Annotated in this window: 12 protein-coding genes and 2 pseudogenes; 6 read left to right on the top strand and 8 right to left on the bottom strand. The window is 68.6% G+C overall.

Going from position 1 to position 12,307, the window contains the following annotated elements:
* Positions 1–678 precede the first annotated feature (678 nt).
* Positions 679–1,311 (bottom strand): hypothetical protein, encoded by a 633-nt coding sequence (locus ACIPSA_RS50335; RefSeq protein WP_402648784.1) that lies wholly within the window; start codon positions 1,309–1,311, stop codon positions 679–681.
* A gap of 494 nt (positions 1,312–1,805) precedes the next feature.
* On the opposite strand from ACIPSA_RS50335, the gene ACIPSA_RS50330 reads away from it, so the two are divergent.
* Positions 1,806–3,086: a DDE-type integrase/transposase/recombinase gene (locus tag ACIPSA_RS50330; protein ID WP_402648782.1), complete on the top strand. Its 1,281-nt coding sequence runs from the start codon at positions 1,806–1,808 to the stop codon at positions 3,084–3,086.
* A gap of 6 nt (positions 3,087–3,092) precedes the next feature.
* Here ACIPSA_RS50330 and ACIPSA_RS50325 read toward each other — a convergent pair whose 3' ends face one another.
* Positions 3,093–3,383 carry a hypothetical protein gene (locus ACIPSA_RS50325; protein ID WP_402648779.1) on the bottom strand — a complete coding sequence of 97 codons (291 nt, stop codon included), beginning with the start codon at positions 3,381–3,383 and terminating at the stop codon, positions 3,093–3,095.
* 49 nt (positions 3,384–3,432) lie between these two features.
* Between ACIPSA_RS50325 and ACIPSA_RS50320 the strand changes: the two genes are divergently transcribed.
* The 4 genes from ACIPSA_RS50320 to ACIPSA_RS50305 all read left to right on the top strand — a co-directional run bounded on the left by ACIPSA_RS50320 (position 3,433) and on the right by ACIPSA_RS50305 (position 6,942).
* Positions 3,433–4,137: an ATP-binding protein gene (locus ACIPSA_RS50320; RefSeq protein WP_402648777.1), complete on the top strand. Its 705-nt coding sequence runs from the start codon at positions 3,433–3,435 to the stop codon at positions 4,135–4,137.
* Between the two features lie 598 nt (positions 4,138–4,735).
* A complete protein-coding gene (locus ACIPSA_RS50315; RefSeq protein WP_402648776.1) occupies positions 4,736–5,341 on the top strand; it encodes a uridine kinase in 606 nt (201 codons plus the stop codon).
* 72 nt (positions 5,342–5,413) lie between these two features.
* Positions 5,414–5,797, top strand: a complete 384-nt coding sequence (locus ACIPSA_RS50310) for a hypothetical protein (protein ID WP_402648788.1) — start codon at positions 5,414–5,416, stop codon at positions 5,795–5,797.
* A 455-nt stretch (positions 5,798–6,252) separates the two neighbouring features.
* Entirely contained in the window at positions 6,253–6,942 is a 690-nt protein-coding gene (locus tag ACIPSA_RS50305) for a DUF4142 domain-containing protein (RefSeq protein WP_402648786.1), read from the top strand.
* A gap of 359 nt (positions 6,943–7,301) precedes the next feature.
* Here ACIPSA_RS50305 and ACIPSA_RS50300 read toward each other — a convergent pair whose 3' ends face one another.
* Positions 7,302–7,631, bottom strand: coding sequence for a hypothetical protein (locus ACIPSA_RS50300; protein ID WP_402648774.1), 330 nt, complete (start codon positions 7,629–7,631; stop codon positions 7,302–7,304).
* A gap of 39 nt (positions 7,632–7,670) precedes the next feature.
* Between ACIPSA_RS50300 and ACIPSA_RS50295 the strand changes: the two genes are divergently transcribed.
* Positions 7,671–8,842, top strand: a protein-coding gene (locus ACIPSA_RS50295; RefSeq protein WP_402648772.1) for an IS3 family transposase whose coding sequence is annotated in 2 segments (ribosomal slippage) — positions 7,671–7,935 and positions 7,935–8,842 — 1,173 coding nt in all. Because the reading frame shifts where the segments join, the coding sequence is not laid out codon by codon here.
* A gap of 56 nt (positions 8,843–8,898) precedes the next feature.
* On the opposite strand, the gene ACIPSA_RS50290 is transcribed toward ACIPSA_RS50295, so the two are convergent.
* From ACIPSA_RS50290 to ACIPSA_RS50270, 5 genes and pseudogenes are all read right to left on the bottom strand, one after another.
* The gene (locus ACIPSA_RS50290) at positions 8,899–9,351 is read right to left on the bottom strand and encodes a hypothetical protein (RefSeq protein ID WP_402648769.1); all 453 of its coding nucleotides are present in this window, start codon (positions 9,349–9,351) and stop codon (positions 8,899–8,901) included.
* 55 nt (positions 9,352–9,406) lie between these two features.
* Positions 9,407–9,532 (bottom strand): annotated as a pseudogene (locus ACIPSA_RS50285) (IS110 family transposase); the annotation flags it as partial.
* Positions 9,533–9,578: 46 nt separating this feature from the next.
* Positions 9,579–10,292: pseudogene (locus ACIPSA_RS50280) on the bottom strand (IS256 family transposase); the annotation flags it as partial.
* A gap of 37 nt (positions 10,293–10,329) precedes the next feature.
* A complete protein-coding gene (locus tag ACIPSA_RS50275; protein WP_402648766.1) occupies positions 10,330–11,043 on the bottom strand; it encodes a transposase in 714 nt (237 codons plus the stop codon).
* Between the two features lie 132 nt (positions 11,044–11,175).
* A complete protein-coding gene (locus ACIPSA_RS50270; RefSeq protein ID WP_402648764.1) occupies positions 11,176–12,144 on the bottom strand; it encodes a glycosyltransferase family 2 protein in 969 nt (322 codons plus the stop codon).
* Positions 12,145–12,307 lie beyond the last annotated feature (163 nt).

Below are 12,307 nucleotides of genomic sequence, written 5' to 3'. Positions count from 1 at the left end.
TACCGGCTCTGGTCAAGGCGAGCCACCGACGCTGACACGGCACTGCCGCGACGGGGTTTCTTCCCCGACAGCCACACCTGAGACGGCCCGGGTCCTGTGCCCGGGCCGTCCGTTTCCTTTCACGGTCGCATCGAACTTCACCTGCGCACGCCCGGGGGCCAACCCCACGGACAGGCTCCCGAACAGCATGTGCTACGTCGAAGACTCCGATGTCCAGACCGTACCGCCCGACCATGCACTCGACCGGCTCTTCGCCGCGCCGCCGGGTGCGCTCCCTGGCAGCGCATTCGGACCGGCATCGGCAGTCGGCCTCGCACTCGGCCTGGTGAGCGGTCTAGCCTCCGGCTTCCACGCAGGGCTTGTCACCCTCGTCGACACTGCACCTGCCGTCAGCCCGCGGGCCTAACTGCGTAGCCACCGGGCCACAGTCATCACCCGAGGCGTCACCCTGACAGCGTTCGGCATCAGCACCGCGATCCTGACCTCCATTGCGCTCACCGATCAGGTGGATCAGGCCCAGTACCTCGCAATCACCTTCATCGCCCGGGTACTCGCCGGCCCGTTCGCTGTCTTCCTCAGCGCCTGGGGATGGTCCAGGCTCGCGCGCCGAACGCGACCGGAACAGCGATTCTTGCGGCGTGAGCGACCGGAGCTGGTACGTCAGCTCGTCGCGCACCGTCAGGTTGCGTACCAGCGGCCCGTGATGACGGCGGCAGCGACCATCAGGAAATAGCCGGTCAGCTCGCCCACCACGCAGATGACGACCGCATACGTGTAGGAGGACTTGGTGCCCAGCAACGGCCCCCCGATCCCGTCTGCGGTGTAGACCATGGTGACGGGCGTTCCATCTGGGTGCGGGCAGGCGCCGCCAGACGGCAGTTGATCGACATTGCCGTCCGGGTCCTGGACGTAGCACTGCAAGTACGTGCCGTGGCTGCCCTGCTGACGGTCCTGGTAGTCGATGGAGCCGACGCCCTCCTTGCCGAAGGCGACCAGTCGGGCGGGTGATGCGTATACGGCGCTTACGGCGAGCGCGATCGACGCCAGCATGTAGCAGACCTTGACCCGCTTGGGCACCGCGTTCCCGCGCAGGATCAGGCGCCGGACGATCAGGTGGTAACTCAGCATGAGGGTGATGACTCCGAGGACCCCGCCCAGGCCGGCGTCGAGGGCGCCCAACAGCGAGGTAGTCAGGGCGGCCAGCAGCACGACCAGGAGCCACCCGATGATCACGCGGCTCCGGGTCGGCACCGGCAGGTCACTTACCTCGCCGGAATCCGCCGTCGCCACTCTCGCCAGCCCCTCGTCCATACCGATGATCGGCGAAGACTCTAGCCCGCTCCCCCGGGGGCCTCATCCAGTGGGCCTCCGCCTGCGGGGCGTGACCCATCAACTCCCGGCCGATCAACCGTCTCGCCCGGACCGCCGCTGTTCCCCGTGAGGCGTCGCGCAAGCTCGGTACGCAGATGGGTGTCCAAATCCCAAGGACGCGGGCACGGCTGACGACGGGCCCTGATCCGAGCAGGCGCGCGAACAGGGGTTGTTACGGGCAGGCACAGGCACCCGTGCCAGTTTCACCACCTTTGCCCGGAGCGGTCACGGAAGCAGCCAAGTCGTCACTTATGCTAGGGAGTTGACTCTTGAGAACCTGCAGGACGTTGCCCTGCGCCGTCCAGTGGTCGCCGATGGCCGGGTCGGCCAGGCGGGTGGTCGTGGCGATTGTCCTGCCAATGGCGACGATGCCGGTGGCGCTCTTGAGGCAGCCGACGCGCGCTGCGGTGTCTGGGGTGATGCTGCCGGCGTAGTTGGAGACGACCGTGTTGCGGGCCGCACGCCCGGGACTGGGCAGGCTGGGCGTGCGGCCCATGGCTGGCGGCCGGGCCGGCAAGCGGCGGACCTACCGTCCGTGGATCCCCGAGCCCGGGCGGTGGCTGCAGTTCGACTGGGGCGAGGGCCCGAAAATCGGCGGGCGGCGGACCTGGCTGTTCTGCGCGTGGCTGTCCTGGTCCCGGTTCCGGGTGGTGATCCCGGTCTGGGACTGCACCCTGGGCACCCTGGTCGCCTGCCTGGACACCACGCTGCGGCGGATCGGCGGGGCTCCGACCTACGTGCTGACCGACAACGCGAAGACGGTCACCGTCGAGCACATCGCTGGGATCCCGGTCCGGCACCCGCAGATGGTCGCCGCGGGCCGGCACTACGGCTGCCAGGTCGTCAGTTGCGTTCCCTACGACCCCGAGTCCAAGGGCGGCGCGGAGGCCACGGTCCGCATCGCGAAGACCGACCTGGTCCCCACCGAGGCGAACCTGCTGCCCGCCTACGACACCTTCGCCGAGCTCGCGGACGCCTGCCTGATCTGGTGCGACACGGTGAACACGCACCGGCACCGGGCAACCGGGCAGATCCCGGCCGACCGGCTCGACATCGAACGCACCACCTTGCACGTCCTCCCGCTGGAGCCGCTGGCGCTCGCGCTGGGCGAGGAGCGGGTGGTCGGCTCGGACCGCACCGTCAGCTTCAACTCCGTGCGCTACTCGACCCCGCCCGGCTACACCGGCGCCAGGGTCTGGTGCCGGGTCGTCGGCGAGGAGCTGTCGATCACGGCCCGCACCAGCTCCGGTGGCCTGTCGGAGATCTGGCGTCACCAGCTGTCCACGCCTGGCGTCCCGCAGATCATCGATGCGCACTACCCCGACCACCCCGACAACCGCTCGGTCCATCAGCCCAGGCTGCGACCGCGCTCAGCGGCGGAGGTCGCGTTCGTGGGCATCGGCCCGGGAGCCGGGCGCTGGCTGAAGGAGGCCGGCCCCGCCGGGGCGTCCCGCATCCGCGCCAAGATGGCCCACGCCGTCGAGCTCGCCGCGGTCCTGGGCAGCGACCGGGTCGACCAGGCCCTCGGACTCGCTGCTGCGGCCGGGCGTTTCGCCGAGGACGACCTGGTTTCCATCCTGGAGCACATTGCGGCCAGCAAGCCCGTCAGTCAGGTCGTCCGCGCGGACGAGGCCCACTCCGTCCAGAACGGCACCATCGCCTGGCAAGCCCTGGGCCGGCAGCAGACAGCGGCTGGGGAGCCGAGGGCAGACTGACCGCAGTCAGTCGCCGATGAACCACAGATACAGGTGCAGCCTGCGCTCGACGACCTGGCACAGCTCGCGGGCCTGACCGACCCAGTCACCGCCCAAGTCGGCAGGAAGCCGGTCCAGTTCCGCCAGCAGCAGCGGCACCTGCCGCTGGTTGAAGACCGCATCGCCATACGGCGTCAGGGCCCAGAGCATCGGGAACTCCGCCGGGTCCAGATCCGCGAAACCGGCGGTCCACTCCACACCGGCTTTGGCGCGAGCCACGACGTTCCCGCTGTCACCACGCACCGCCATATTGATCATCCGCCGAGCCTATCGGCGCCCACTGCGACCCACGAAGGAATTACCGACCGTGACGTTCCCCCAGGCTCCGGCCCTTCCCGAGGAGCTCGACAAGCTGATGCGCCGGATGCGCCTGCCCTACATGCGCAAGGCTGCACCCGACGTCCTGGCCACTGCCCGGGCCCAGCGGTGGGATCCCGCTGAGGTCCTGCGGCTGCTGATCTCCGAGGAGGTCACCGGCCGCGACGCGGCCACCCGGCGCCTTCGCCGCCACTCGGCGAACTTCCCCACCGGCAAGACCCTCGCGTCCTGGCGGGCCGAGGACTCCACCATCCCCGAACCCACCCAGAACTCTCTGATCACCCTGGAGCGGATCGGCCGCGCGGAGAACCTGGTGATCGCCGGGCCGTCCGGAACCGGGAAGTCGCACTTCACCGAAGGTCTGGCCCAGGCCGCGATCGAGAAGGATCTGCGGGTCGCCTGGTTCACCCTGGAGACCCTCGCGGGCGCGATCGGCAAGTCGAAGGTCGACGGCTCGACCGCCCGCACGGTCGCCCGGATCTGCCGGGCCGATCTGATCGTCATCGACGACATCGGCCTGCTCCCGGTCAGCGAGGATGCCGCCGAGGCGTACTACCGGATCATCGACGCCGCCCACGAACGCCGCTCGATCGCGGTGACCAGCAATATCCACCCCTCAGGATTCGACACGATCATGCCCAGACACTCGCCGGGGCCAGCACCGACCGCCTCATGCACCACGCTCACCTGGTGACCACCACGGGCGACTCACACCGCCTCGCCGAGGCCCTCGCCGGCATCGGCGTGGTCCCCTTGACCTGACCCCCACCCCCAGGAACACGGCTGGCCACAGGCATGGTTTTCTGATGGCCACCAGCCCGGACACCCGTCCCGCAGGCCCGCCCCCAGCCCTCGGACGGGGGGACCCCCGTCCGCCCACCTGGACATCTCGATGGCCGTTGACAGGCCGCCCCGGCGATCTCCTCCGGCTCGGCCGGGCGACCTGCCGGAGACGTCTTGGTCAGGGCGTCGAGGGCGGCGGCCGTCGGTGCTGTTCCCGGTGTGCGGGTGGGGCCCGGGCGGGGCCGCCTCGTCGCAGGTGCGCTGCCTCGACCACTCGTTCCCGCGCATCGACGTCACGCCCGCGCCCAAGACGTCGCTACGCCACGCTGAAGGTCCGCGGCATCGCCGAGACCCGTGCGCAGGTCGACCAAAGGTCGCGGCCCTGGCCTCCGCTGAACCGGGCCGCGTTTCCCCGCTTGCCAGAGACGATCGCGCCGCCGTACATTCCCTGCACCCGGCTTGTCCGGCCGCTTCGTCTATCCCCTTTGAGCACATGAGGAGCGCCCGGTATGACGGGTGTACTGGCGGTCGCAGGCGGCACCGCATCCGGCAAGTCCACCCTTGCCGAAGCCCTGTCGCTGCAGTGTCCCGAGAACATCGCGCTGGTCCATCTGGACGACTACTACGTGCCCGCGCACGACCCCCTGAGGGGTTTGTGGACGGTCAGTGCCGACGGGCACGCCGTCCTCGACTGGAACCATCCGGGGTCGATCGACGAGACAGCGGTGACACACGCCATTGACGCGGCACTGCTGCGCCCCGGCGTGCTGCTGGTGGTGGTCGAGGGCCTGTTCGCGCTGTCACTGCCGTCCGTGGTCCGGCGGGCCGCGTGGCGCGTGTATGTCGACACCCCCGACGACATACGCCTGGCCCGCAAGATCCTCCGGAAGATCGAGGTACAGCGGCAGGACCCCCGACTGTCCCTGCGCAACTATCTGCAGACCGGCAGGGACCGCCACGCAGCCCACGTCGCGCCCTCCCGGGCGGCGGCCGATCTGGTCGTGGACGGGACCGCGAGCGAGGCAGAGATGCTGGCGGCCGTCATGCCGCTGATCAGACCGGCCCTCGCGCCGCCGCCCGCGGCGCCCTGGCGGGCACAGGGGTGTGCGGCGTGACCCGTACCCCCGGGGTCCCTGCGTTCGCGCTGTAACGTGCCCGGGGGCACCGGCCCCGGCGAGGGACGCCGCGTGATCACGCTTCCGGCAACACAGGCCAAGCCCCGGCAGGCTCTCAGGTGGATCACGACCGATCCAGTTCACCTGCAGCCAGGCGAACTGCAGGAACAACATAGGGCGGGATCAGGGAAAACCCGCATCCAGGCTCTCTTCCGCTTCGCCCGGCACCGCATGGATGTGCTCCTCGCGATGCTCCGCGACGGCACCTTCTACGAACCACGCTCCACCGAAACAGCCACCGCAGACCACTCAGCCTTGATGAAGGACACAAAGGCACCCCCCGAACTGCGCGCAGCTTCGGCCTCGGTGCTGCTCGCCAGCGACGTGCCTGACCCGCGAACGGCCGTGCCGCCGACCGCTCGACCAGCCCTGCACAGGCCCTTCCGGGACGGCTGACCCGCGCATCCGCCGGACCACGCACCCGGGGGATGCGACGGCACGCCCAGGGCCTCGCGACCGCGTGGTCCGCGGTCCCCGACTTCCTTCTTCATCTCGTCAACCGAACGGCGTCCTCCCCCTCAGCTGGTCTCGTCGACGAGCCGGGAAGGAACAGAAGTGCGGGAATGGACCTGGCCCTTCCCGGTCGCCGCTACATGATCGGCCGTAAGACACCCGACCCCGACAGGGGCCGACAGTCCCTTCCTGGGCCTGCCGACAGGGCCGAACGGCCCTACTTCACGCGGCTGAGCGGGCAGGCACACCTCGTCGGCCGCCGATCACTTTACGAACCCATGACGAGCCCAAAAGGTTCTTAGGAACCCTCGCATCCGTATGTCGGTGTGTGCGGGATCCGAAGAACCGGATCAGGAGACACGGTGCTCGTTTCACGGAAGGCGGCGGGAACTCTTTTTGTGGGTGGTGCGCTCAGCATGACCCTCGGCTCCCTCCTCTACCCCGCCATGCTCGGAGTTCAGAAGGTCAGCAACGCGCCCGCGCGGATCATCGCCACCCCGGCGACCGGACCGCTGACGGAAGCCGACCGGGATTTCGTGGTCGAAGTGCGCTCGGCAGGACTGTGGGAGTACCCCGTCGGCCAGAAGGCGTCGAAGAAGGGAACGACGAAGGCGGTCAGGAACGCTGGGGAGCATCTGGTCGACGGGGACGCCTCGTTGGACTCCGCCTGCCGAAATGTCGCCAATCAGCTGGGGATCACGCTGCCCAACCAGCCGTCGCCACAACAGCAGAGCTTCGAGTCCCGGCTGAACGGGGAAAGCGGCAAGCAGTTCGACACGGACATGGCCACCACGGTGCGCGCGACGAGCGGCCAGCTCCTCACCACGATCGCGAGCGTCCGCACCACCACGAAGAACTCGCTGGTCCGCGCGCTGGCCGACCAGGCCAACGACACGGTCCTGCAGCACATCACGGTGGTGGAGAAGACCGGCCTGGTCGACTTCGACCAGGCCGTCGTCCAGGAAACCACCTCACCCAACCTTCCGGCCCAGGACCTGACCCCGCCTCCTGCGGTCGCGGGCCAGCCGCAGGCCGTCCTCACTCCGCCGGCGAACAGCACGGCCTCGCCGAGTCCGGCAGTGGGGTGAGGACCTGACCTGGGCCGAGAGGCCGTTGCGTTCGACCCCAGCCTCCCGCGTCCCCGGCGGCACGCTGCTGATCGGCACCTCTCCGGGCGGCGGGTCCACCGCCGTGCCGGAGAGGTTCGTCAGGCACGGCCGGCCGTCCGACCGGCGATCGACGCGGCTGTGATGACAGAGGGCGGCAGACGAGCCGGGCTGTACGCCGGGTTCTGTTCCCCGGGTTCCTCGCGGAGCCCGGGGCGACGGCCATCCATCCAGGGCCTGTCGTTTGGATCATCCGGCAGGCGGCCAGGGCTGCCGGCTGGAGCGGCGATCGCGGTGCCGATCGTGGTGTACATGGTGGCGCGGAGGACTTCCGCAACGGCTCACTGGACCAGTTCGAAGTGCGGATAGTCCGGGGATGCCGGGCACACATGGAGTTGGAGGTTGTTGCTGCCGGTGATGCCGATCCTGGTGAAGTTGCCGTCCGGTTCTCCCAAGGGGCGCGGAGGCTGGGTCATCTGTTCCTCCTCGGGGATCCAGGTCTCGCTACCGCCGTCCCATTCGCAGGAGGCGATGGTGAGAAGCGGTACCTGCTCGGTGCCGCACTCGGGGCAGGAGCGGTCGACGGGGTCGGTGGGGCTCCAGCGGGTCCAGCCGCCGGCCTTCCAGCCGGGGGCGGTGGAGAGGGGGCCCTCCACCTTGATCGTGGACACCTCGACACTGGATCTTGAATTCAGGGAGAGGAGTCCCGAGTGGGGACCTACAAGTACTCGGCGGAGTTCCGGGCCGACGCGGTGGCGCTGGCCCGTTCGTCGGGCCGGCCCGTCTCACGCATCGCCGCCGAACTCGGCGTGAACCACGAGACGCTGCGGCAGTGGATCAAGACCGCAGAGAACGCCGAGCGGCCCGAGGCGCTCGCGGAGTCCACGAAGGAAGCGGAGATCGCGGCCTTGCGTAAGCAGGTCCGCGCGCTGGAGACGGAGCGTGACATCCTGCGCCGGGCGGCCAAGTATTTTGCGGGCGAGACGAACTGGTGAGCCGCTTCGAGTTCGTTGCCGACCATCGCGACGCCTTCGGCGTGAAGCGGCTGTGCACCGTGCTGAACCTGTCCCGGTCCGGGTTCTACCGGTGGCTGAAGGCCGCCCCGGCACGGGCCGCGACGAAGACCGCCGACGCAGCGCTCACCCGGCAAATACGCAAGGTCCACACAGAGTCCAGGAAGACGTACGGGGCCAAGCGGATCACCGCCGAGCTCCGCGAGGGCGGTGTGATGGTGAACCGCAAGCCCATCGACCGGCTCATGCGCCAATACGGCATCCAGGGGCGGAGGTTGAAGCGGCGACACCGCACCACGGTCCCGGACCCCGCCGCCCAGGCGGTGCCCGATCTGCTGCGGCGGAACTTCACCGCGTCCGCCGCCGACCGGGCCTGGGTCGGTGACATCACCTATCTGCCCATCGCCGGCGGGAAATTCCTGTATCTGGCCACCGTCATCGACGTGTTCTCGCGTCGCCTGCTGGGCTGGTCGATGGCCGATCACATGCGGGCCGAGCTCGTCACCGACGCGCTCAACGCGGCCGTCCGCACTCGTGGCGGACAGGTGGACGGCGTCATTTTCCACAGCGATCACGGGGCTCAGTCCGGGTCGAAGGCGTTCGCCGACGCCTGCCACCGGGCCGGGATCCGTCGGTCCATGGGAGCGGTCGGCACCTTCGCGGACAACGCCGCCGCGGAGGCCTTCTTCGCCTCGCTCAAGCGCGAGATCCTTCCCGGCCGGCGCGGCTGGCCGAGCGAACGAGCCGCCCGCCTCGCAGTCTTCCGCCGGCTCGGCTTCTACAACCACCGGCGCAGGCACTCCACGATCGGCTACCTCGCGCCGGTCGCCTTCGAACAGAGATCAACTACGCTGGCCATCGCTGCATGACAACCGGTGTCCACGATCAAGGTGGAAGCCCCGTGTCGGGGACCGGACTTCCGTGATCAGTCGAACCAGACGACGAGTCGCACGTGTTCGGGTCCATGCAGCTCGGCAAGCGTCCGCATCACGTCCCAGACCGGCGCCCAGTGGGTCCCCGGCCCGGCGACCGTGCTGCGGCTGCGCGTGCCGGAGCGATCGGTTTCGCCCCAGTCGGCGGCTGCCAACTCGGCCCAATTGATCCACGTTGTTCCGTGTGCGTCCTGTGGCCGGCCCCATGCGGTGAACGCGGCCCGCAGCCCGTCCGAGGCGTCGTCCGGCAGGCCGCGGTCTTCGGTCAGCGGCTGGAACCCGAAGGAGTTGCGGACGCCGAAGAGGCAGGCGAGTGCGTCATAGGCGTTGCCGGTGTTGAGGAGGAAGAGGTCGATGGCGGCGTGCCAGACCGCGTCCTCGTCGTCCTCGCCCCAGATCCGTGCCAGGGGTCTGCACTCGATCATCCCGCTCACGTCGGTGGACATGTCTGCAGTCTGCCGAGCACGGACAAGACTCGTCGCCTCGATTTCGACGCAGAACCTAACCGGTGGGCTGGGGCGGGGTGACTTCGTAGAGGCGCCGGTCCCGGATCAGGGCCCACAGAACGTTGATTCCGCGGCGGGCGAGGGCGATTACGGCCTGGGTATGGCGTGTACCTTCAGCGCGCGGGTCTGTCCAATCAACTCAACGGCTGATCTTGGTTGCTGAGGTGTCAGTTGCTGGTGGTGGGGGTGAGCCGGCCCTCGAAGACGATCTGGAAGGCGTTCAGCGGCGCCGTCCAGCGCATCGTCCAGCGGCGTCGGCCCTTGCCGGTCGGGTCCAGGCTCATCAGCGCCATATAGACGCACTTCAACGCGGAGGCCTCGGACGGGAAATGGCCGCGGGCCCTCACGGCCTTGCGGATGCGGGCGTTCACGCTCTCGATCGCATTCGTGCTGCAGATCACCTTGCGGATCTCGACGTCGAAGGAGAGGAAGGGCACCATCTCGGCCCAGGCGTCGGACCACAGCTTGATCACGGCCGGATACTTGGTGCCCCACTTATCCGAGAACTCCAGGAACCGCTCGGTCGCGGCGGCCTCGCTGGGGGCGGTGTAGACGGGCTTGAGGTCCTTGGCGACCTTGTCCCAGTCCTGTCGGGCGACGTATCGGATGCTGTTCCCAATCAGGTGAACTATACAGGTTTGCACCACAGTTCCCGGCCAAACCACTTCCACCGCGTCCGGCAGGCCCTTCAAGCCGTCGCAGATGAGCATGAGGACGTCCTCGACACCGCGGTTGCGGAGCTCAGTGAACACGCTGAGCCAGTGCTTGGCGCCCTCGCCGCCGTCACCTGCCCAGATCCCGAGGATGTCGCGGGTGCCCTCGGTCGTGACGGCCATGGCGATATAGATCGGCCGGTTCGCTACCTGGCCATCGCGGATCTTGGTTCTGTAGACGATCTTGTGATCCGGACGGTCCGGCTCATCGTGCGAGCAGGACGCGTTTGCGAAGGAGACCGAGGCCGGCCCGGCCGAACATCTGTCGTTTCAGCATCTTCAGCCGGTTAATGTTGCCTTCCACGGCGCTGGAACTGTAGGGCAGGGACAGGCCGTTGCGGACGGCATTGAGATCACGGCGGAGGTTGCGGGCGAAGGAAGCCAGCGGGACCAGGGTGTCCTGTTCGGCTGCGGTGATCCAGCCGTCAAGGCGGTCGCCGTGGCGTCCGGTCATCATGGCGGCGAACTTCCTGACGTGGCCGGTGAGCCGGTTCAGCTCGGGGTCGCGCTCACGCAGGCGGTGCAGCTTGCCGGCATCGCCGTCGCAAAGGTGTTCGGGATGGGCCATGATCCATGAGGTGACCTCGCGGACCGAGGGAGGCTTGGGACCGACGGCGGGTGCGTGTCCGCGCCCGAGGCGGTAGCGCCGCAGATGACGCTGGACGGCCAACTCGCCTCCGGGATAGCCGAGTGTCTGGATCTCCCGGTGGAGCTGTGCGGCATTTCCGTATTTGCGTTCGCGGTCGTACTCCCAGTGCTCAAGGTGGAAGCTTCGTTCAGCGTCGCTGCGAACCCATCCCTCGCCCTGCGCTTGGGCGTCGAGACCGCTCTCCTTGGGGCGGACGTCCACAAATGCCTGGCGCCTGCCGAGGCGGAGTTCGCTCAGTTTGTCCACGGGCCAGCTCGATCCGTCGTTCATGAGGCTTCATTCTGGCCTGTTCCCGAACGCGCTCCGAGCCCATACTCCGTTTTGTGCCAGCGTCCGTGCCGCGTCGGCTCCGCTCCCGCATCGACTGGCCTGGGTCCGCGAGGGTGCGTTCTGGGCAGTCCGTCAAACGGCGGGAGCCGTCGCGCTCGCGTCCTTCTCCCGGGTGGGCGGGCCGACGGTGCCGGTGTGATCGGCCAGCGCCTTCTCCAGTCGCTTGATGTGGTAGTACTGCACCCGCGACGTGCGCTGCAGAGCCATGACCGCGGTCAGGAACTGGTCCATCTCGGCTGCCCGGGTGAGGATGTCGTCGGGCACGTCTTCGTCCCGCAGGCAGGCTTCCGCGTCCTGGCTGAGCACGGCATACGCCCATTTACGTGTGATCGGCTTGAACAGGCCCGCGTGGTTGGCCACGATCCGCGCCCGGATCGCCAGGTCGTTCTCGACGGCTTCTACGTGCAGTCCCGTGTCCTTGTTGCGCGCCCCGAACAGCGGCTCATGGATGTGGTGAGCATGGAAACCATGCTCCACGCAGCCGATCCAGAAGTCCCAGTCCTCTCCGGCCCGCATACTCTCGTTGTACCCGCCAACGGTCTGCCATGCCTCACGGCGGAACAGCGAACAGTAGAACATGATCAGCCGTTGGAGCAGCAGTTCCCGGCTGTAGGCGGGGAAGGCCATCGCCTGCGGAGGCAGATCGTCGTCGGTGAAGGCGTACACATCGGTCGAGGCGATGGCGATGCCGGGGTCGCTGTCCAGTACCGCGACGGTCTTCTCCAGCATCGTCGCGGCGATCACATCATCGGCGTCAAGCGGAAGGATGTACCGGCCGGCGCTGGCCTCGATCCCGGTGTTGCGCGCGGCGGAGACCCCGGCATTGGCCTGCTGGAGCAGCCTGATGCGCCGGTCCGGATGCCGGGCGATCAGGGCCGTGGCCACCTCAACGCTGTTGTCGGTACTGCCATCGTCGACGATGACGATCTCCCAGTCGCGGAACGTCTGGGAAATGACGCTGGACACCGCCTGGGGCAGATAGTGGCCGTAGTCATGGCACGGGATGACCACCGAGACCACGGGGTGGGAATTGTGGGGCATGCGCCGTCCTTCGCTTCGGAACGGAAACGGGAGGGAAGAGGATTCTAGGGACGTGTGGTCGTGGGGGGGGGGGTGGGGGGGGGGACCCCCCGGGGCGGGGGGGGGGGGGGCGGGCGGCCGCGGCGCCGACCCCACGGAGCGGCCGGCGCGGGTACCGACCGCG

This window comes from Streptomyces sp. NPDC086549, assembly GCF_044746205.1.
Lineage (GTDB): Bacteria > Actinomycetota > Actinomycetes > Streptomycetales > Streptomycetaceae > Streptomyces.
This window is presented reverse-complemented; position numbering and strand designations above follow the sequence as displayed.

Bases quoted from the DNA above. Each gene is read 5' to 3' on its own strand.
- ACIPSA_RS50270 (WP_402648764.1), bottom strand. From the start codon at position 12,144: ATGCCCCACAATTCCCACCCCGTGGTCTCGGTGGTCATCCCGTGCCAT.
- ACIPSA_RS50325 (WP_402648779.1), bottom strand. From the start codon at position 3,383: ATGATCAATATGGCGGTGCGTGGTGACAGCGGGAACGTCGTGGCTCGC.
- ACIPSA_RS50335 (WP_402648784.1), bottom strand. From the start codon at position 1,311: ATGGACGAGGGGCTGGCGAGAGTGGCGACGGCGGATTCCGGCGAGGTA.
- ACIPSA_RS50290 (WP_402648769.1), bottom strand. From the start codon at position 9,351: ATGTCCACCGACGTGAGCGGGATGATCGAGTGCAGACCCCTGGCACGG.
- ACIPSA_RS50275 (WP_402648766.1), bottom strand. From the start codon at position 11,043: ATGAACGACGGATCGAGCTGGCCCGTGGACAAACTGAGCGAACTCCGC.
- ACIPSA_RS50315 (WP_402648776.1), top strand. From the start codon at position 4,736: ATGACGGGTGTACTGGCGGTCGCAGGCGGCACCGCATCCGGCAAGTCC.